This is a genomic window from Natronomonas aquatica (genome assembly GCF_024449025.1).
GTDB classification, from domain to species: Archaea; Halobacteriota; Halobacteria; order Halobacteriales; family Haloarculaceae; genus Natronomonas; species Natronomonas aquatica.
In genome coordinates this window covers 15,782-37,708 of the sequence record NZ_JAHLKM010000021.1, presented here as the reverse complement: position 1 = coordinate 37,708, position 21,927 = coordinate 15,782, and the positions used below count along the sequence as shown (strand labels likewise).

Here is a 21,927-nt window from a genome sequence, read left to right as displayed (position 1 = left end):
ACTTCTTCAGCCTCACACTCAATACAGATCGCTGGTTCGAGAAAATTCTAAGTACTGACTTCTACAGATGAGCGATCCTGATAAAGTGCTGTGAATAGATTAGACTCAGCAGCCCGAAGATGTTGGTTGAATGTCGACTGTGCAATGCCGAGAGTCTTCGCAATCGACGTCGAATCTGTATCACGTGGCCAATTAAAATACCCTGCGTAGAGAGCCGTCTGCAGGACTTCTTTTTGACGAGCGGTAAGAGCCTCATCAAGGCGTGCAAATAAAGACGAATCGGTGTCCTTTCGTTCAGTATCCAGTTTGGATAGTAAAGTGAGTTCGTTGTAGTCCTCCCGAAGTGAACTCAGATACTCTCCGACGTCGGTCGTGAACGGAACAGTTACTGAGACAACAATCTCGCTGGGTTCCGATGCCTTGGTGATCTCGTTTATTGCAACCCCTTGTTTGGTCAGCTTGTCACCAAGGGCGCTATTCCGTACCGGTATTTTACAGTAGATGCCACTTGGAGAGTCGCTCAAAACAACCGTCTCTGGGTCAAAACCAGCAGCTTCGAACGCCTCAAAAGTCACGTCATCGCCTGTCAGTTCAGCAAATACGAGATCATACGGGCAGTCACTCAATATATTTAAAACCTCAAGATCCGCGTCCATGTTCGAAACAAGAGTTGAAAGGCCAGTATCGTCGTTTAATCGGATTTCAAGCGTTGTACCACCACCTGATAGAAGCGCAATTCTTTGACGGATTGATGATATTCCGTGCCCTATTATTTGACCGAGCTCTGTAAGAGCGGTCACCTCTTCTTCGGCGAAGGCGTTTGGCAGTTTGGAATGGACCTCTAATACGCCGAGGACAGAAGATTCGCTCTGTAGTGGCACAGCTACGATCGAACTGACGCCATTTTTTAATGCTTCTTGTTCCCACTGTGTTTCGGAACGGGTGGTCATTAAATCGCCCTCTACGACCGAGTCTTTAATCCTGTATGCTCGTTCAGCAGGCGGAATTTCGGTGGGACTACGTTGGCTAGCGTTGTCCGCTGGAGCACCACTACTCTCCACTTTTTGATATGTGAGCGACTTTGTCTTGGATCTAAGCTCGATCGTGTTCGTACTAACATCTTTTTTGCCGATCCACGCCCCACTAATCAGATCCAGTTGAGCCAGAGCATAACAGACCTCTTGCTCCATTTCTTCGCGTGTATTTGCGCTGATAACCGTGGCAGTTATTGACCGTATCAGTGTATTGATCCGATCTAGCCGTGTCAACTGTTTGTTTTGTTTGTTTAATCGCTGGTCTCGTTCCCGAAGGGTAGCTTCTTGTTCTACTCGTTCAAATGCGCTTGCTGCGTTTGCTGCTAGTGTTTTTGCTAATTTATTTTTTCTTGAAGGGAGCTCTGGTGTAGTCGTCATCCCTACAAGCAGGACTCCTTTCGATTCTAGTGAGTAGAGTCGCCACGACGAGAACTCCTCCGCCAGCCACTGGCTTGACCAAGTATCCGCCACGTCTTCGGGAGCCAATTGTTCTGTTCGGGTCACATAGGTCGTCCAAACTGGCGTGTCTCCTTCGGAGACAGTGGGCAGCTCAATCCCGGCAGTGTTCTCATTTGACGAGTGTGCAATTGGAGACAACTCTCCAGTATCCGTTTCCCGTGTGTAAACACCGGCAAACTCAAACCCGATCTCATCGACTGCAGCAGTCACAACGGTCTCTCCGATACTACGTTCCGAACCCGCTGTCATTAGCTCACGGGAGACCGCATGCAGGTCTTCGAGTTGTTGTTCGTACGTGTATCTCTCTGTGATGTTATAATAGTGTTCGATCCGTCCGCCCGCGTAGAGACCTGTTTGAATCGGTCCGCTCCAATATTCCAGCCACTGCTGCTGTTTTGAAGCCGTTCTAGGGATACAGATAGTGGCTTCGATTTCAGCAGTCATATTTTTCAGAGAATGTGTTACGAGATCAGATAGTGTCTGATCTCCCGAGGTGTACTCCTGATAGGATTCAGCAGCAATCCGGTCATAATCATCTCCCTGGATGTTGTTTCTATTAATCCCGAGTAACTCTTCAGTCGTCTCGTTCGCCCACACCACTTGTCCGTCGGGATCAATTACAACGACCCCTTCCTTCGATGTGTCTAATACGTCTTGGGTAAGCGACTGGTACTGCTGTTGTTCTCTTCGTTCTGCTGCTGTCCGTTGTAGACGCTCAATAGCCACCCGAAAGTCTCTATCTGGCAGATTCTGGAGATATCGGTCTACTTTGTTCTCGAGTTCTGCGATTTGGTCCGTGAGTGTCTGGTATTTTGGATTTGTTTCAAGCGACTCACCGTCCATTACGGCTTCCAAAGTCGACTGACGTTCTATGAGCGAGAACAACTCTTGGAGATCTTCATTATACTCTGCACGAGTCAGCATCTGTGAAATAGCGTCTTCGAGGTCGTCAGGCTCGACTGGCTTTTCGAGATACGCATCGAACCCCATTTTGACGATATCGAAATTCGGTGTCACCGCAGAGACAATAACTACCTGACATTTCGACTCATGTTGTCTGAGTCGGGTGAGAACCTCTCTGCCGGACATTCCGGGCATCATCCGATCCAAAAAGACGATATCAACAGCCGCATCGAACGCTTCCAAGGCCTCTTCGCCAGAGTACGTGGTTTCGACTACATAATCGTCTGCGAGCCACTCTGCATACAGTTCAGCTAAATTCTGGTCATCCTCAACGATCAAAATCTTTGTTTTTCCGTTGTGAGTCATATAGTCTAAGAGGTAATACCTGGTTCTCGTGAGTCCTCTTGAGCCACTTTGGCCGGGATCTTCAGTGTGATTTTACTCCCTCCATCGGATGTTTCGACTGAAATCGACCCACCGGCACGAATCGCCAGTGCCCGTACCATCCATAGTCCGAGTCCCTGCCCGTGACTTAGCGGCGTTTCTTCGCCAGTTTCTAAGAGGCTCTTTTCCATCTCTGGGATTCCCGGCCCAGTATCGGAAACGGATATTTCTACCCACTGTTCGTCGGTTTGCGAGGCACTGATTTGGACGGAGTGGTTGTCCGTCTCGCTTGCCGCGATGGCATTCTCGATGAGTTCAGAAATAGCTCTATCAAGCTGACTCGGTATTTGTGCCTGTATATTGCGTCCGGTTGCAATCGTAACACTTGGATCAGTATGTTCTTCCTGTTTTTTTGTTTGTACCTCCTCGATCATTTTATGAACGCTCTGGTATGAGTTGGGACTACCTTCATCCGTAAGAATATGTTGTAGCTCTCGACTTTTGTTTGCCATCTTTTCCCACGTGTCGAGGATCTCTCGGATCGTCGCTGCCCGCTGTTCACGAGTGTCTGTATCCGTGTCTGATTTAAGTAAATCGACGTACCCCCTAAGCTTCGTCAAGTCATTTCGGATATTATGTCGCATAATCCGGTGGAGGACCTGGACGTGTCGCCGCCGTTGTTGTTGAGCCGTGATATTCCGTGCCTCGAACACCAAGAAGCTAAGCTCCCCACGTTGGTTCGAAATCGGCTTGATTGAGAAGTCGAAGCTAGCGAGTCCATCAACGCCTTCTGCTTCCACGTTGAACCGAACAAGCGACCCCGATGCCGCTTGATTAACTGCCTGTCTGATCTGATTTCGCACTTCAGATGAATGGGTAAACAGTGGACACTCCCAGAGTGGCGTACCTTTGCCCTTCTCTACCCGTATCCCGCCGAACTCTGCTAGAGGTTCGTTTAAATCAATAATTTCACCGCCCTGGTCCACTAGCCCCGTCAATTGAAACGTCTGATTGAATACGGATTCGAATTTTTTCGTCTGACTTTTCACCTCAGTAATATCACGGATATACAGTAAGAACCCACCAATCGCTTCATCATCGAATAGATTCCTTCCACGTGCTTCTACGGTAATCCACTCGTTAGTCCCAGTTCGTGCTTGGAACTCTAGCTGAACGGTTGAGCCGGGATTCTCAACAGCAGCAAAATATGCCTCCATTACACGTTCCTGATCCTCGGGACGGATGTAATCGAAGACACTCTCTTGTTCTAGCTGAGTCGAGTCATACCCAAGAATTCGTTCGGCAGAGCCGCTAACGTAGGTGAAACACCCATCACGGTCTAAGACGGACACAACGTCTACCGATTCCTCGACAAACCGCTCCGTCCTACGCTGCTGCTGACGCTGGTTGGCAAGGTCTCTAATGACCATCCCGTATCCCAGGGACTCCCCATCTTCGGTTTGAAGTGAGACGTATGAGACTTCAACAGGAAATGAAGATCCATCCTGACGGACTCGTTGTCCTTCGTGAGTGCTTTCTCCTGCGAGTGATGCCTGATTCAATAATCGATCAGCAATCCTATGCTTTTGTTCCTGCTCAGGGTGTAATTCTGCTGCTGGCATACCGACCGCGGCTTCCTGATTATATCCAAACATATCGGCAGCCCCGTCGTTCCAACCGTCGATCCGCCCATCGGAATCAAGAAGTACAAAGGCGTATTCCTCAAGGTTTTCTGAGAGGATTTCAAATCGCTTCCGCTCCTGCTGAATCTGACGAACTCGCCGTTTTTGTTCCGTAATGTCTGTCGCAATAGCGACGAGTCTCTTGCTGCTTTCATCGTCGGGTATCAGAACAGCATCTGTATGTATCCATCTTGTTTGTTCGTTGGCATCAACAACTCTGAAATCCGCCGACAGCTCGTTGCCCTCACCGGCCTGTTTTAGTGAATCAGCAATATAGTCTGTTTGTTCGTTGGCATCAACAACTCTGATATCCGCAGATAGTTCGTTGCCCTCACTGACCTGTTCTAGTAAACCACGAATATAGTCCCGGTCTTCCGGGGCGACGATCTGTAGGAACTCCTCATAGCTGTCCGGATCATGGCCAAGTAGATCGATAAGCGTTTCATCGAATGAGATACTATCCGTCTCAGTATCCCACTCTGCAATGCCAGTGTCCGTTCCAGAAAGGACCAACTCGAGTTTCCGATTCTGTTCTGTCAGGCTCCGGGTCCGTTGCCTTCGGTCTGAAACATCCTGTTGTATGCCAATAAATTTCGAGAGCGCACCGTCCGAGTCAGTGACCGGCGTGACAGACAACCGATTCCAGTATTTACGCCCGTCCTTTCGATAGTTCCTCAGTTCTACTGTTACTGACTCACCGGATCCAATCGCTTCTCGAAGCTTTGATACTTCATTTGCATCTGTCTCGGGCCCTTGGAGGAAACGTGGATTACGACCTAAGGCGTCTTCCTCCTCGTAGCCGGTTATGTCAGTAAATCCTTCATTTACATACTCAATCGGATTATCCTCTCGCTGTGGGTCGGTGATCATGACCCCAACGTTTGAGGAGTCGATCGCTTGCTCTTTAATTTCAAGTTCACGTTGCCGTTTCTGTTTTGCAGTTTCATCCCGCACAGTACAAACCAACGGGCCATCATCGATGATGGTCAGAGAGAGTTCAGCTGGGAAGGTTGACCCGTCCGGTCTGGATCCGGTTACTTTGCCCCGCCAGTGTCCCTCAGACTGAAGAGCGGGGAAGGCTTCCGACTCCAAGCGTTCTATCTCGTCTTCGGAATAGAGCATCCGCCAGGAGTTTCCGAGGAGTTGGTCCGTATGATCAAACCCATACATATCAATATGCGTCTCGTCGATGTAGGTGTATTCTCCATCTTCAAGGATGGCGAAACCGTCTTTCGCATCCTCGACAGCCTGCTGGAACGTTTCTAATTCGCGACGACGTTGTTCGCGAGGAGTTATATCACGGCCAGAAATGACAAGTGATTCGACTCCAGATTCGCCTGCCACCGGACGGATTGTCCCTATAATAGACCGAGTGTTACCGTCCTGATCCAAATGTTCTGCTTGATAGTTGACATACTCGCCAGTGGCCGCTCGTTCAATCCAATCTTGTAATTCTTCTTCGAGGGCCTGTGAATGCGACCACCACTCTCCTTCCCAGAACGGCTGCCCCACAATCTCGTCTTTAGCATGTGAAACGTACTCCAGCGCCGTTTCGTTCACATCAGTTAACTCGCCATCAGTTTCCAGCAATCCGACCAACATCCCGGAGTCTTCGAATACGGAGTCAAAACGCCGTTCATTCTCTCGAAGCTCCTCTTTACGTCGATGTTTTTCGGATACGTCACGGACAACACAGACGATTCGGTCATCTTCCAAGCGTGTCAGGGATAGTTCAGTCAGAAATTCTCCCCTGCCTTCTGGAGAGGCAGTTACAGTACCCCTCCACTCTCCATCAGATCGCAGGGCCGAAAGAGCCTCCTCCTCGATACGCTCGACTTCGACGGGATCAGTATACAACTCACGCCAGGTCTGTCCGAGTAGCTCGTCTTTGTCCTCAAACCCATACATCTCACTATGTGTTTCATCAACGTACGTGTACACTTCGTCCTCCAAGATAGCAACCCCATCAGTTGCACTCTCGATAGCCGACTTAAATGACTCCAAGCGACGCCGACGTTCCCGCTGCTCCGTGACGTCTCTTGCGACGGTATGCATATAGCTCGCCTCATTTCGCTTGATACGACGGTTTGAGAACTCCACGTCGATTTTACTGTCGTCACTCCGAAGCAGTTTTGCTTCAGTGGTTGCTGGTTCGCCGGCTAGAACTTGGTCGTGGTAGTCCCGATACGCATGTAAATCGACCTCCTCGTGAAGGTCTGGGATGCGCATCGAGAGGAGTTCTTCTCGCTTGTACCCGGTCAATTCGCAAGCGGCCTGATTGACTTGTACGAAATTCGCATCTGAATCACTAACGAAAATTGCGTCATTAGCGGCTTCAAACAACGTGTGTGTCCAATCACGTTCTGCGTGTAGCTCCTCGTGCTGTCGGATTCGTGAGATTGCAGCTTCAAGATTCGAGGCGACGAGTTTCGCCACTTCTGAATCGTTCTCCGTAAAAGCATCCACCTCAGTAGATCCAACGCTCAAGACGCCGAAATCCAAGATTGGCACAAGAATCTCACTCCGGATTGGGGTGTCTGAATTATATGTGCCGTCAGCCTCGCGGACATCGTCGAACACCTCTGGGCAGTTCTGTGTATAAACACGCCCGGCGAGGGAATCAAGTGGAAGGGCTGGTGCATCGCCAATTACCTTTTGAGCCTCGGTTGATTCGGCGGTTGGGTACAGCTCACCTGCCTCTTCATCAAACTCCCAAATCGCCGAGAGAGGTGCATCAAAATTAACATCCAACATCTGGACAACAACGCCGGAAACATCCTCAATCGAATTAGCCTGGTTCAGTTCCGACGATAACTTGAGAAGTCCCGTAGGTGTGTGTTCTGTGTAGGCGTCCCCATTATTCATGACCTATATACCTATTTACAATTATATCAATTTTCCGTACCGCGAACCATTCTATATCGGCCCTTCTGAAATTGTAGGTATATGTGTAGGTGCTTATTATTCGAATCCGAGAATCGTTTATGTACAGCGTGTAACAAAATGAGTCCCATGACTAACAACAGCATACCTACCCCACAACGATGCATGGATGGGTGTCGTAGTCAGCAGCAACCGACCGCCGATGCGACGGTGCTCCGAATAGTTACTGTGCCATCCCTGCTCACTGGGTACCAGTAGTACGACCTCCCAGTGTTGGACCCGTTGAGACATCCATCAGATTGCTTGTAATCAAGTGAGTATGCCACTCAAAATGTAATAAAATTATCAATAACAACACTAATACACAGGATATCGAAGCACTGGGACCAGAACAATAAGGGACCTGGTGGTTCGTAGAAATCCACCTTCCGAACTTGTGCTCAACTCCCAGGGTGGCTATTTCGTATCGCGATATCCGATTTATTTCCCCGATGCGGGTTCCCGTACCGCCAGCACGGGCACCGGCGCGGTTCGGACGAGCTGTTCGGCGACGCTCCCCAGCACGTACCTGTCGAACCCCGTCCGACCGTGCGTCCCGACGACGACGAGATCGATCCCTCCTTCGACGGACGAGCGGATCGCCCGGCTGATCGAGGCGTCCCGTTCGACCGTCCCGGAGACGTGTTCGACGCCGGCGTCTTCGGCGAGTGACGTGGCGTCTTCGATCAGTTCGTTCGCCCGCTCGGTGAGGTCCTCTATCCCGAGGACATCCTGGACTTCGGCCCCGAACGTCGTCAGCGCGACCACCGAGAGGAGATGCAGCGACGCCTGCTCGGCGTTCGCCACCTCGATACCTACCTCGAGTGCGCGATCCGCACAGCCGCTCCCGTCGGTCGGCACCAGCACGTCCCGGTACGGATACTCGATCGTCCCGTCGGGATCAACGGGAACGGTCAAGACAGGGACGTTCGAACGCCTGAGGACGCGTTCGGTCGTGCTGCCGAGAAGGTACTGCCCGAGTCCCCGCCGCCCGTGTGCCGGCATGACGAGGAGAGCGACGCCGTGGACGTCGGCGTACTCGACGATCGTCGCGTACGGCTCCCCCTGAACGACGTCGGTAACGACGTCGATCCCCCGGCTCTCGACCCGTCCGAGGGCCTCGTCGACGATCCGTTCGCCCTCCTGTTCGAGGGTGTCGACGACCTGGCCCTCGATTCGGATCGCACTCGTCTGTGTGGTGTCCGCGACGTTGAGCAGATGGACCGTCGATCCGTGGGCGGCGGCGATCTCGAGGGCGTGATCGAGGGCCGCTTCCGCCCCGTCGCTTCCGTCGGTCGGAACCAGGATGGGATCGTACATAGCCTCGCTACGGGTCGCGGCTACAAAACACTCCCCTCGATCCGTACCGCGGACGACTTCCGCAGTCCGGCGCCCGGGAATCGAACAGTATAATACCCTGTCCCCGGAACCGCCGCCGTGAATCGAAACGACCGTTCGATCGTCGGGTTCGTCATGGTCGGCCACGCGATGGTTCATCTCTATGAGCTCTCCATCCCGATCCTCATGACGATCTGGCTGCTCGAGTTTTCCGTGACCGCCGCCCTGCTCGGGACGGCCGTCGCGGTCGGCTACGGGCTCTTCGGGGTCGGGGCGCTCCCCGGCGGATTGTTGGTGGACCGGTACGGCTCCCGCTGGCTGATCGCCGTCTGTCTCGGCGGCATGGGGCTTTCGTTTCTGGCGCTGCGGTTCGCGGAGGGGATCGTCGGCGTTACCGTCGCGATCTCCCTCTGGGGGCTCAGCGCGAGCGTCTACCATCCGGCGGGGTTGACACTCATCAGCAACGGGGTCGAAGCGCGCGGCCGCGGGTTCGCCTACCACGGCATGGCCGGCAACGTCGGGATCGCCGGTGGACCGCTCCTGACGGCGATTTTGCTTCTGTTCTTCGAGTGGCGGCTCGTCACCGTGCTGCTCGCGGTGCCGGCGCTGCTCGCCGCGGTCGTCGGGTTGACCGCCGAGTTCGATCCCACCGCCGCGATCGAGGGCGAAACCGTCGAGACGGGCCCGACCTCGATCCCGGAGTTCTTCACCGATACCCGGCGGATCTTCACCCTGGGTTTTCTGTTCGTGTTCGCTATCGTCTCGCTCAACGGGCTGTACTATCGCGGAATGTTGACGTTCCTCCCGGATCTCCTCGGCGAGTTCCTCCTCTCGACCGTCGGTGAAGTCCGTCCCGGGATCTTCGATCCCGACAGCCCGCTGGCGGAGACGTTCGACGCCGCCCAGTACCTCTATGCCGGGCTGTTGACCGTCGGTATCGGCGGACAGTACCTCGGCGGCCGGCTCACCGACTGGGTCGAACCCGACCGGGGGATCATCGGGATGCTCTGCTGTCTGACCGCCATCGCGATCGGGTTCGTTCCGGCCGTCCGGTCGGGCCTGTGGGGGCTGCTCGCCGTGAGCGCCCTGCTCGGCTTTACGCTGTTCGCGATGCAGCCGCTCACGCAGGCGACCATCGCAAAGTACTCGCTCCCGGATTCGCGGGGTCTCTCGTTCGGCTACACGTATCTCGCCATCTTCGGGATCGGCGCCCTCGGGGCGGCCATCGTCGGCACCGTGCGCACGTACGGATCGACGTCCGCGGTCTTTCTCGCCCTCGCCGGTTTCTCGACGGCCGCCGCACTCCTGGCCGTGATCCTCGTTACCCGGTACGAGCCGAACTCCTGAAATACTCCGATACACTACCGACTGACGTGTCGAAACAGGTCGCCGACGTGGGCACGCTGTTCTTACACGAGGCCGGCGACGAGTACGCCGTCGTCGTCCGCCGCGACGGCGACCGACTGCTCCGTGGGCGGCTCGAACTGAAGGAGACGAACGCCGGCCCCCGCCCCGGTCGGTTCCGGGTCAAGGACGGCGACGACGACGTGCCGCGCCGTCCCGAGCAGTTCGTCGAGATGGCCCGGCGCGCCTCGCGGATCCGGATATCCGAGCAGACCTCCCGGGAGGGCCGCGAGGAACTCAAAGCGATGCTCGAGGGCTATCAACTCGAGGCCAAGCAGGTCCGGACCTGCCGGTACTGCGCCGCGAAGGGCCGATACTCGCCTTTGACCTCCGAGACCGCCATCGAGGCCGACGGGGAGTTTATCTGCCCCGACTGTGCGAGACGCGAACTCGAACGGGAGGCGAACTACCGCGGGCTCCGGTCCGGGGCCCGCGACCGGCTGGAGGAACTGCTCTTGGAGGTCGGGGACCTCGAGCGCGTCACGAACCTGCTTTCGGGTCAGCTCGACCCCGAACTGACCAAGTTCGACGAGATCAGCGCGACGACCGACGAGATCGATCTCGTCTCGCTGCGCGAACTCGACGTTCACGGCGAGTTGAAATCCCGACTCGAAGAGTTCGACGAGCTGTTGCCGGTCCAGAGTCTTTCGGTCCGGAACGGACTCTTGGAGGGCCGCGACCAGCTCGTCGTCAGCGCGACCGCGACCGGCAAGACGCTCGTCGGCGAACTCGCCGGGATCGACCGGGCGCTGAAGGGCGAGGGAAAACTGCTCTTTTTGGTTCCCCTCGTCGCGTTGGCCAACCAGAAATACGAGGACTTCGAGGCGGACTACGGCGACGTTCTCGACGTGACGATCCGGGTCGGCGCCTCCCGGATCCGCGACGACGGCAACCGGTTCGATCCCGGCGCGGACGTCATCGTCGGCACCTACGAGGGGATCGACCACGCCCTCCGGACCGGCAAAGACATGGGCGATATCGGGACGGTCGTCATCGACGAGGTCCACAACCTCGGCGCCGACGAGCGTGGCCACCGCCTCGATGGGCTAGTCTCGCGGCTCAAACACTACAGCGAGACGAACTCCTGTGACACCCAGTGGGTCTACCTGTCGGCGACGGTCGGTAACGCCGCCGACCTGGCCGGGAAACTGGGCGCCCAGCTCATCGAGTTCGAGGAGCGGCCGGTCCCCATCGAGCGCCACGTCACCTTCGCCGACGGAACCGAGAAGATCGACATCGAGAACAAACTCGTCCGGCGGGCCTTCGACTCGAAGTCCTCGAAGGGGTATCGGGGCCAGACGATCGTCTTCACCAACTCCAGACGCCGGTGTCACGAGGTCTCCCGGCGGCTCGAGTACGACTCGGCGCCGTACCACGCGGGGCTCGATTACGGCCAGCGAAAGCGCGTCGAACGGCAGTTCGGCGATCAGGATCTCGCCGCCGTCGTGACGACGGCCGCCCTCGCCGCGGGCGTCGATTTCCCCGCCTCGCAGGTTATCTTCGATTCGCTGGCGATGGGGATCGAGTGGCTCTCGGTACAGGAGTTCGAACAGATGCTCGGCCGGGCCGGCCGCCCGGACTATCACGATCAGGGGACCGTGTATCTCCTCGTCGAGCCGGACTGTACGTATCACAACTCGATGGAGGCCTCCGAGGACGAGATCGCGTTCAAACTCCTGAAAGGCGAGATGGAGCCGGTCGTCACCCGCTACGACGAGGCCGCCGCCGTCGAGGAGACGCTCGCCAACATCACCGTCGCCGGCAGGGGAGCAAAGCGGCTCAACGACCGGATGGTGGGGGAAGTACCGACGAAACACGCCGTCGGCAAACTGCTCGAATACGACTTCATCGACGGTTTCGACCCGACGCCGCTGGGGCGGGCCGTCACCGAGCACTTCCTGGAACCGAGCGAGGCGTTCCTGCTGCTCGATGCTATCCGGAAGGGGACGGATCCGTACGAGATCGTCGCCGAGATCGAACTGCGCGAGGAGGAGTGAACAAATACTGCCGTCTACGCGACCGCCAGCACGCCGACCGGCACCGCCATTCCGGCGAAGGCGATCCCGGTGTACGCCAGCAGGATCACGAGCAGCGCCCCCGGAACCCCGCCGACGGCACAGACCAGCACCGCCATCGGCGTGATCTCGACGCCGACGCCGAGGAAACTCGCGACGACCAGCACGATCACGCCCACGACGGCGTTCACGATCAGCGGCTTGACTACCCTGAGGACCGCATACGCACCGAACAGAAGCGCCAAGGCGACGACGAACAGGCCGATCTCGATCGGTGTAACCATACGCGGCGTTCGAGAAGGGCGGGTAAATCCCTTGGGGCCGGAACGAACGGAGTGGAGCGAAACGTTTTCACGCGGGCGAAGAGTAAGGATAAACGCGGGACCGTGGGGTAGCTTGGTATCCTTCAGCGTTTGGGACGCTGTAACCCCGATTCAAATTCGGGCGGTCCCACTCTCTTATTGCGGTTTTCGGACACCCCGGACTTACAACGGGGGTGCGTTCGAGCCGGTCCTGTCCCGTTCGTGAGCGGCGAGTCGGCCCGATCGGGCGACGATAGAGCGTATATAAAATCCCTGACCGACCATGGCATACGTCTATCAACCGGTTGTGTTTCGATCCGATATGGATCGAACGCTGTGTGAAAAAATCGACACGATGTTGACCAGCGCTCAGGCGACGTCCGACGATCCCGACGTCTCGTTCAAAATCCGCACCGCTCGACAGATGCTCGTGGCCTGTGACGAAATCCTCCGGGAACACGGGGACGCGCCGGAGCACTCGGACCTCGATGGGGAAACACGCGAAAACCTCGAGCGGTTGGGGTTCCTCGATTGAAACCGACCGACGGACGCCGGCCGCTCGTTCGATTCCCGGTTTCGGTTTCCGGCTCCGTATCCCCCGACACGGGGCGCCGTCTTTTTATCCACGGGTTTTCGATAGTCCGATTATCAGGTGACTGCCTTGTCAGATACCGACGACCCCGACCGGTGTACGCTGTGTGGACAGCGGCTCGCGGCGACGGCGGTCGACACCGGCGACGGGAACGCCTTCTGTGGGACCGGGTGTCGGGACATCCACCGGGAACTCGGCGATGCGGACGGGCGCACGGACCCTGCCCCGGACTCTCGGCCGCCCCGTCCCGATCCCGGCCCGACGGCGGGGATCGAACGCGCGTTCTTCCGGATCGACGGGATGTATTCGGCGACGTGTGAGGCGTTCCTCGAGTCGGTCGCGGAAAAACGAGACGGCGTCGTTGCCGCCGCGGCCAGCTACATCACCGAGACGGTTCGGATCGATTACGATCCCGACGTCGTCCCGCCGTCGGCCCTCGAGGAGGCGTTGACGACGCTCGGTTACACCGCCTACCGTCGGTCGGACGCCGAGAGCGCCACCGACGGCTCCGAGGGTGCGAGCAGACGTTCCCGGGAGCTTCAGGGGGTCCGCAAGCGGCGCGACGAGACGTTCCTCGGCCTCCGGTACGCCGCCGGACTCCTCTTCGGGGCGTTCCTTTTGATCCCGTACGTCTCGATCATCTATCCCGCACAGTTGGCGAGGGTCTTCGAGCCGTGGTTCCTCGAGGGGTTCACAGGGGCGTTCCGGCTGGAGGGCGCCGGCGGCTTTCTCTTCTTGCGGGTCTATCTGATACTGACCGGTGTCGTGCTCTTTTTCACCGGAATGCCGGTCCTCCGGGGCGCGTACGTGGGCCTGCGAACCCGCCGACCGACGACCGACGTACTCGTCGCCGCCGCGGCGCTGGGTGCCTTCCTCTACAGCACGTTCGCGGTCTTTGCCGGCCGGTTCGACGTCTATTACGATCTCACGGTCGTTATTGCGGCGTCGGTGACGGCGGCGGCGTTCTACGAGGCAGCAATCAAAAAGCGGGCGCTGGGCCGGCTGACGGACCTCACCGTTTCACAGGTCGATACGGCCCGGATGTACGGATCAGAGGGGACGAGAGAGGTCCCGATCGAGGACGTCACCGGCGGCGACGAGGTAATCGTTCGGGAAGGCGAGCGGGTCCCGATCGGCGGCACGCTCGAAGAAAGCGAGTGTATCGTCAACGAGGCCGTCGTCACCGGCGAGTCGCTCCCCGTGAGGAAACGCGACGGTGACAGGATCGTCGCCGGGGCGATCGTCACGGACGGGGCGGCCGTTGTTCGGGCCGACGAGCGTCCGGTCGGCGGGATCGACCGACTCACCGCCGCGATCTGGGATCTCCAGAGCGCCGACCACGGTGATCACCGGTACGCCGATCGGCTCGCGACGCGGCTCGTCCCGCTCGTCTGCGGGGCGGCGGTCGTAGCCGGCCTCGCGGTCGCCGTCGGCGGTGGCGCCGCCGCGGGGGTTCTCGCGGGGCTTTCGACGCTTTTCCTCGTCTCCCCGTGGGCGATCGGCCTCGCGGTGCCGCTCTCGGTCGCGAGTAGCCTCGAGGCGGCCCTCGATCGGGGGATCGTCGTCTTCGATGAGACCGTCTTCGAGCGACTCCGGGGGATCGACGTCGTCGTCTTCGATAAGACCGGGACGCTGACGACCGGCGAGATGGCCGTCGTCGACGCCGACGCCCCGTCGGCGGCACTGGCGGCCGCGGTCGCCGTAGAGCGGCGGGCCGCCCACCCGGTCGCCCGGGCGATCGTCGAGGCCTTCGGACCGACGGGCGGGACGGACGGCGACGCTGACGACGCCGACCGACGACACTCCGTCGACGGGACCCGAACCGCAGCCGGGAACGCCGAGATCGAGACCGAGGGATTCGAGAGCCACGGCACCGGCGTCGAGGGGACCGTCGACGGCGAACGCACGCTCGTTGGGACGCTCGATCTCTTCGTCGATCGGGGATGGCACGTCGATGAAGGGATACGAAGCCGGGTGGAGGCGGTCCGGGGGACCGGCCAGGTCCCGGTCGTACTCGGTCGGGAGGGGACCGCCGAGGGCGTCGTCGTCGTCGGTGATACTCCCCGCGATGACTGGCGCGAGACGGTCTCGAAGCTGACGGATCGGGGAATCGAGGTCGTCGTGCTGACCGGCGATCACGACGACGCGACGGCGTTTCTGCGCGACAACGAGGGGATCTCGCGGGTGTTCGCGGGGGTCACGCCGCCGGCGAAGGCCGAGGCCGTCCGCCGACTCGGCGCCGACCGACGGGTCGCGATGGTCGGTGACGGGACCAACGACGCGATGGCGCTTTCGGTGGCCGATCTCGGGCTCTCGCTCGGGAGCGGTACCGCGATGGCCGCCGACGCGGCCGACGTCGCGATCCTCGAAGACGACATCCGGTCGGTGGAGGCGGCGTTCGATCTCGCCCGCGCGGCCGGTCGTCGGCTCGAACGGAACGTGGCGCTTGCCGTTTCCTACAACGCGATCGTTATGCCGCTCGCGCTCGCGGGGCTTTTGAATCCGGTGTTCGCGATGGGGGCGGCGGTGTTGACCGGCGGCGTCTTGGTCGCGAACGCGAGACGCGAGCTGGGATCGACGGCCGGTGGCCCCGAACGGCGATAACGTCGGCACCGACACCGGCACCGGTGCCGGCGCCACCGACACCCGCTGAGATCGGGGTGGCTCCCTCCCCGGAGGCAAGGTTCTTATTCGGTGGCGCGCCAAGACGTGATACCCAAATGGCTCGCGCGGAGGATACGGAGATCATCGACAAGTTCGAGCAGTTCTACCGCGACTACTACCGCAACGAGATCGGCCAACTCGCCCAGAAGTACCCCAACGAGAAGCGATCGCTGTACATCGAGTGGGACGATCTCTATCGGTTCGATCCCGACATCGCCGACGACTTCATCGCCCAGCCGGATCAGATGCGCGAGTACGCCGAGGAGGCGCTCAGACTCTACGATCTGCCGGTCGACGTGAAACTCGGGCAGGCCCACGTCCGGGTGCGGGGGCTCCAGCGGACGACCGGGATCCGGGAGATCCGCGCCCGGCACCGCGGACAGCTCGTCGAGGTGACGGGCATCATCCGGAAGGCGACCGACGTCCGACCGAAGGTCACCGAGGCGGCCTTCGAATGCCAGCGCTGTGGGACGCTTTCGCGCATCCCACAGACCTCCGGGGAGTTCTACGAGCCCCACGAGTGTCAGGGCTGTGAACGGCAGGGCCCCTTCGAGATCAACTTCGATCAATCGGAGTTCGTCGACGCCCAGAAGCTCCGCGTCCAGGAGTCCCCCGAGGGCCTCCGGGGCGGCGAGACCCCACAGAGCATCGACGTCCACATCGACGACGACATCACGGGGCAGGTGACCGCCGGCGACCACGTCCGGGTGACCGGCATCCTCCATCTCGACCAGCAGGGGTCGAACCAGGAGAAATCGCCCGTCTTCGACGTCTACATGGACGGACTCTCCGTCGAGATCGAGGACGAGCAGTTCGAGGACATGGACATCACCGACGAGGACAAAAAGCGGATCATCGAACTCTCAAACGAGTCGGACATCTACGAGAAGATGATCGGCTCGATGGCGCCCTCCATTTACGGCTACGAACAGGAGAAACTCGCCATCATCATGCAGCTGTTTTCGGGGGTGACCAAACACCTGCCCGACGGCTCTCGGACGCGAGGGGATCTGCATATGCTTCTGATCGGTGATCCGGGTACAGGAAAGTGCCAGAAATTTGATACAAAAGTGACTTTGTCAAATGGAACGGAAAAAAAGATCGGAGAAATAGTCGAAGAGAACCTTGAGGACCCTATTCCGGTTGACGACGGATTTTATCAAAAATGCTCAATACCGGTCCTGACAACCGACGGCCAACGTATTGCTTCCGGCACCGCGACCAAACTATGGAAGCGACAGGCCCCGGATCAAATGTACAACATTCGGACTGCAAGCGGGCGAGAGCTCGAAGTAACTCCCTCACATCCGCTTTTCACACAAACCAAGGGTGAACTAGGCCCGACCACTGCATCGAAACTGAGAGAAGATGACTTTATCGCAATACCGGCAACGATTCCGAACGCCCCTGACGAATCAATCGATGTCCAATACGATCTGTCCGAATCACCGAATCCGAACGAGCTAAACGCCCCCACAACGCTCACTGACCAGTTGGCAAGGCTCATCGGATATACCGTCGGGGAAGGGCATATTTCCGGCGGAGAATCTAGCCGACAACTCACGATCACAAACGCGGACGATGAAATCCTCGACGATGTCTGTAGTATCATCGAGAATTTAGGACTGCGATACCAGAGAAAGCCTCACTACACCAATTCGAGCGTCTCGACCGTCATTTGTTCATCAGTGGAACTCGCCCGGTTCCTCGAAGCGTTAGAGCCAAATCTGCTTGAGCGTTCGGCTCAGCAGTGTGTGCCTGACGTGGTGTTTCGGGCGACACCACAACGAAAGGCCGAATTTTTGCGTGCGTACGTCGACGGTGAGTGTTCGGTTTCAGCGACACAACGAGAAATCACCATCGCATCGATGAGCGAAGAACTGCTGGAAAACGTGCGAAGCCTGCTTCTCTCGTTCGGTATCCAGAGTCAACTGCACCCCAGAAACAACGGCAGCTACCGGCTCCGAATCGGCGGGGCCGATTTCGAACGCTACGTCGACCGGATCGGGTTCGTCACCGAACGGAAGGCCCTCTCGGCCGCCGAATTTGACGACGTCGAAACGAACACGAACACCGGTGTTGTCCCGAACGTCGGGGATACGCTCCGAGAGATCCGCGAATCCCTCGCGATCTCGCAGTTCGACTGCGGCGTTCCCCGAACGACGTATCAACACTACGAACGTGGGGACCGAAATCCGGGACGGTCCAGCCTACGAACCGTTCTCGACGCGTTCGAGGCGCGGATTGAGCGGCTCTCCGCGCTCCGCGAACGGGTCACGGATGAAAAGTGGGATGCGATCCTCACCGCCCGAGACGAACTCAACATCTCACAGGCAGCGTTGGCCGACGGCATGGACGTCTCCCAGACCGCGATCAGCTATTACGAACGGAACGAGGCCGTCCCCGACGGTGGTCGAGTGATGGATGCACAGGGGGTCGTCCTGCAGCGACTCGACGCCGCGCTTTCGGCCGAGGACGATGTCGACCGGCTCAGAACGCTCGCAGACGGTGATATTGCCTGGGACAGAATCGAATCGATCGAAGCCCTAGAGCCGGATTACGAGTGGGTCTATGATCTCGAAGTCGAGGGAACACACAGCTATATTTCGAACAACGTCATCTCGCACAATTCGCAACTCCTCCAGTACGTCCGAAACCTGGCGCCACGATCCGTGTACACGTCCGGGAAAGGGTCCTCGAGCGCCGGTCTCTGTGTGACCGGCGACACGACGATACACACCGAAAAAGGGTTCAAGCCGATCCGCGAACTCGTCACATCGGAGCTTCCGGATCCGGTTTCGACTGAAACCGCCGTCGAGAAAGCGATCGGCGTTCGCACATTCGACCGGGAACGCGGCGAGGTGGTCGACGCCGATTCCTCGCACCTGTGGCGGATGCCCGAGAGGCCGTGCCGCCGAATCGAGACGCAGCACGGGAAGGAACTCGAAGCGTCTACACAGACGCCGGTGCTGGTGTGTGGACCAGACGGGATCGAGTGGCGAGAGATTTCCGAAATTGAAGCTGGGGATCATGTCGGTGTCCCCACGGACGGTGATTCAATCGAAACCGTCGACGCAGAACTCCGATGGGACGAAGTCGTGCGTGCGGAAGATATCGGATCGAAGGAAGTGTTCGATCTGACTGTTCCGGACACGCACAATTTCGTCGGAAACGGGATCGTTACCCACAACACGGCAGCTGCTGTTCGCGATGACTTCGGCGACGGCCAACAGTGGACGCTTGAGGCCGGTGCGCTCGTCCTCGCCGACCAAGGGATCGCGGCTGTTGACGAACTGGATAAGATGCGGTGTGTTACTGGTGATACGCTCGTACAGCTAGCCGATGGCCGGACTAGAAGAATCAGTCAACTGGCCGAAGAGGCGCTTGAGGAGGGCACCGTCGAGTCGATCGAAAACGGGCGGACGATCCGGGGCGTCGATTTCGATGTGCGGACGATGACGGAAAATAACCGACTCATCGATCGGCCGGTGACCGCTGTTCACGAGTACGAAGCCCCATCGGAATTAGTAGAGGTGCTGCTTGAATCTGGTGAGTCAGTGATAACGACGCCCGATCATCCGTTCTTTGTCCACGAGGCAGACGGTCGGTTTGAACGGGGGGCTGAGGAACTCCGAACAGGCGATCGCGTGTTCGTCCCCGAATCGAATACGGGTATAAAAACGGATGGCGGGACTGTCAGTAAAAATGGGCTTCGTACTTCGAGTGAGTCGGAAACCGCAGCCCTATGCCGAGTCGCCGGTACGACCCGTATTGAAAACGAAGATCAGTGGTCCTCTGTCTATGATCTCACTGTCGAGGGCACACACAATTTCGTCGCGAATGGAATGGTCGTCCACAATTCCGAGGATCGCTCGGCAATGCACGAAGCGCTCGAACAGCAGTCCTATCACCCCGACACCGAAATCCTCCTGTCGGACGGCCGGCGCGTCGATATCGGCGAGTTCGTCGACGAACGGATGCAGCGAAACCCCGACCGAGTCACCGACGGCGTCGACTGTGAAATCCTCCCGGTCGACGATGTCGGCATCCACTCGGTCGATCTCGAGGACACCGAGACGACGAAGCTCCCGATCGATCGTGTGAGCCGACACGAAGCGCCCGAGGAGTTCGTCCGGGTAACCTTCTCGAACGGGCGCAAAGTGACGGTAACGCCCGAACATCCGATGTTCGTCGACGACGGCGGTGAGGTCGGCACCGTCGAAGCACGGGCGATCGAGGAGGGGGCGTTCGTGCCGGCACCGCGAAAGCTCCCGAACTCGAGTGCGGCCGTCGAACTCGACGGCGAACCGCACGTCGGCAAAGAGAAGGACGTACATCTGCCGGCGGAACTGACCGAGGATCTCGCCGAAGTGCTCGGATTCCTCGTCGCCGAGGGACACTCCTATGCCGGTTCTGCCCACGAGATCGGATTTTCGAACCAGGACGAGCGATTACTGGAGCGGATGGACCGGCTCATGGCGTCGGTGTTCGGGATGGAAAGCACCGATACGACGAACGCGGCTGGCACCGTAACGAAACGGTGGGTCTCGACGAAGCTGTACCGGTGGTTCGAGCGGAACTTCCCCGGATTCATGCATACAGCTCGGGAGAAACGGATCCCCGACCGGGTGCTCGGGGCCTCCGAAGAGGAGATACGCCGGTTCCTCGTCGGCGCGTTCGCGGGGGACGGCGGCGTCGAGAGCGAGGCGATGGCCTTTTCGACGGCATCGGACGGACTCGCTCGGGACTACGCCGACGCGCTGTCGAAGATCGGCGTTGGCTCCCGCATCCATCACGACACGGCAGAGGATTCCTGGAAGGTCTACGTGATGGGCGATTCGACCGAGCGGTTCGTCGAGGCTGTCGTCGAGTCCGCCGACGAGCGCTACGAGGACGCGATGGTGTTCGTCGAGAACTCTACGGACGACGCCGAAGACCATTCATCCCTCCGATACTACCGCGTCAGGGACGTCGAAACTGTCCCCAACTATGGCGAAAACGCCTGTGAGTGGGTCTACGACGTTACGGTCGAGCCGACGAACACCTTTGTCAGTCAGGGTGTCGTGCTGCATAACTCTATCAGCATCTCGAAGGCCGGCATCAACGCTACCCTCAAATCCAGGTGTTCACTGCTGGGCGCCGCCAACCCGAAATACGGCCGCTTCGACCAGTACGAGTCGATCGGCGAACAGATCGACTTAGAGCCCGCGCTCATCTCGCGGTTCGATCTGATCTTCACCGTCACCGACCAGCCCGACGAGGAGGAGGACGCGAACCTCGCAGAGCACATCATCAACACCAACTACGCGGGCGAGTTACACACCCACCGGGAGAACACGACGACATCGGACGTCTCCCAGGAGGAGGTCGAGAACGTCACCGAGAAGGTCGAACCGGCTATTGACGCCGAACTGTTGCGGAAGTACATCGCCCACGCGAAGCGGAACTGCTATCCGATGATGTCCGAGGAGGCGAAGGCTCAGATCCGGGATTTTTACGTCGATCTGCGCTCGAAGGGGCAGGGCGAGGACGCCCCGGTACCGGTGACCGCCCGGAAACTGGAGGCGCTGGTACGGCTCTCGGAGGCCTCCGCGCGGATGCGGCTCTCGGATACCGTCGAACGCGAGGACGCCGAACGGGTCATCGATATCGTCCGCTCGTGTCTGCAGGATATCGGTGTCGACCCCGAGACCGGCGAATTCGACGCCGACGTCGTCGAGACCGGGACCTCGAAGAGCCAGCGGGACCGCATCAAGAACATCAAGGCGCTGATAAGCGAGATCGAAGCCGAGTACGACGAGGGCGCACCGGTCGAGACCGTGCTGGACCGAGCCGAGGAGATGGGGATGGAGCGATCGCAGGCCGAACACGAGATCGAAAAGCTCCGACGGCAGGGTGACGTCTACGAACCGACGACCGACCACCTCCGGACGGTATAGATGGATCGGATCGCCACGCTCAGACGGATCGAGTCGGCGCTGTCTGATTTCGAGGCCGGCGAAACCGACCTCGAGGGATGCGAAGGCCGGATCCGTGCGGCGGTCCGGACCTTCGCGACCGAGTTCGACGGCGAACTCTCGGCGTACCGGTCGGACGCCGGGACGGTCGTGCTCGCGGCCTCGGAACGGGAAGCCCGCGAGCGGGTCCGGGAGCTGACCGACGCCGAGGCCCCGACTGTCGAACCGATCGATTGAACGTTAATTTTAATATATTCTCCGGGTGAAAAAC

At 58.6% G+C, this 21,927-nt stretch carries 10 protein-coding genes and 1 tRNA gene; 7 read left to right on the top strand and 4 right to left on the bottom strand.

The annotated features are described in order from the left end of the window. Positions 1-47 precede the first annotated feature (47 nt). The 3 genes from KM295_RS12785 to KM295_RS12775 all read right to left on the bottom strand — a co-directional run bounded on the left by KM295_RS12785 (position 48) and on the right by KM295_RS12775 (position 8,704). A complete protein-coding gene (locus KM295_RS12785; RefSeq protein ID WP_256030345.1) occupies positions 48-2,762 on the bottom strand; it encodes a response regulator in 2,715 nt (904 codons plus the stop codon). A gap of 5 nt (positions 2,763-2,767) precedes the next feature. After that, the gene (locus KM295_RS12780) at positions 2,768-7,327 is read right to left on the bottom strand and encodes a PAS domain S-box protein (RefSeq protein WP_256030344.1); all 4,560 of its coding nucleotides are present in this window, start codon (positions 7,325-7,327) and stop codon (positions 2,768-2,770) included. 498 nt (positions 7,328-7,825) lie between these two features. Beyond that, positions 7,826-8,704 carry a universal stress protein gene (locus tag KM295_RS12775; RefSeq protein ID WP_256030343.1) on the bottom strand — a complete coding sequence of 293 codons (879 nt, stop codon included), beginning with the start codon at positions 8,702-8,704 and terminating at the stop codon, positions 7,826-7,828. A 117-nt stretch (positions 8,705-8,821) separates the two neighbouring features. On the opposite strand from KM295_RS12775, the gene KM295_RS12770 reads away from it, so the two are divergent. Further along, the gene (locus KM295_RS12770) at positions 8,822-10,069 is read left to right on the top strand and encodes an MFS transporter (RefSeq protein ID WP_256030342.1); all 1,248 of its coding nucleotides are present in this window, start codon (positions 8,822-8,824) and stop codon (positions 10,067-10,069) included. Positions 10,070-10,095: 26 nt separating this feature from the next. After that, entirely contained in the window at positions 10,096-12,123 is a 2,028-nt protein-coding gene (locus KM295_RS12765; RefSeq protein WP_256030341.1) for a DEAD/DEAH box helicase, read from the top strand. 14 nt (positions 12,124-12,137) lie between these two features. Here KM295_RS12765 and KM295_RS12760 read toward each other — a convergent pair whose 3' ends face one another. Next, positions 12,138-12,425, bottom strand: coding sequence for a pro-sigmaK processing inhibitor BofA family protein (locus KM295_RS12760; protein WP_256030340.1), 288 nt, complete (start codon positions 12,423-12,425; stop codon positions 12,138-12,140). A 96-nt stretch (positions 12,426-12,521) separates the two neighbouring features. On the opposite strand from KM295_RS12760, the gene KM295_RS12755 reads away from it, so the two are divergent. The 5 genes from KM295_RS12755 (at position 12,522) to KM295_RS12735 (ending at position 21,893) form a co-directional block, all read left to right on the top strand. Further along, a tRNA-Pro gene (locus KM295_RS12755) sits at positions 12,522-12,594 on the top strand. Between the two features lie 171 nt (positions 12,595-12,765). Beyond that, positions 12,766-12,978, top strand: coding sequence for a hypothetical protein (locus KM295_RS12750; RefSeq protein WP_256030339.1), 213 nt, complete (start codon positions 12,766-12,768; stop codon positions 12,976-12,978). Between the two features lie 126 nt (positions 12,979-13,104). Further along, the gene (locus KM295_RS12745; RefSeq protein ID WP_256030338.1) at positions 13,105-15,639 is read left to right on the top strand and encodes a heavy metal translocating P-type ATPase; all 2,535 of its coding nucleotides are present in this window, start codon (positions 13,105-13,107) and stop codon (positions 15,637-15,639) included. Between the two features lie 116 nt (positions 15,640-15,755). Next, positions 15,756-21,638, top strand: coding sequence for an LAGLIDADG family homing endonuclease (locus tag KM295_RS12740; RefSeq protein WP_256030337.1), 5,883 nt, complete (start codon positions 15,756-15,758; stop codon positions 21,636-21,638). Beyond that, positions 21,639-21,893: a DUF7854 family protein gene (locus KM295_RS12735; protein WP_256030336.1), complete on the top strand. Its 255-nt coding sequence runs from the start codon at positions 21,639-21,641 to the stop codon at positions 21,891-21,893. It begins immediately after the preceding gene. Positions 21,894-21,927: the final 34 nt, after the last annotated feature.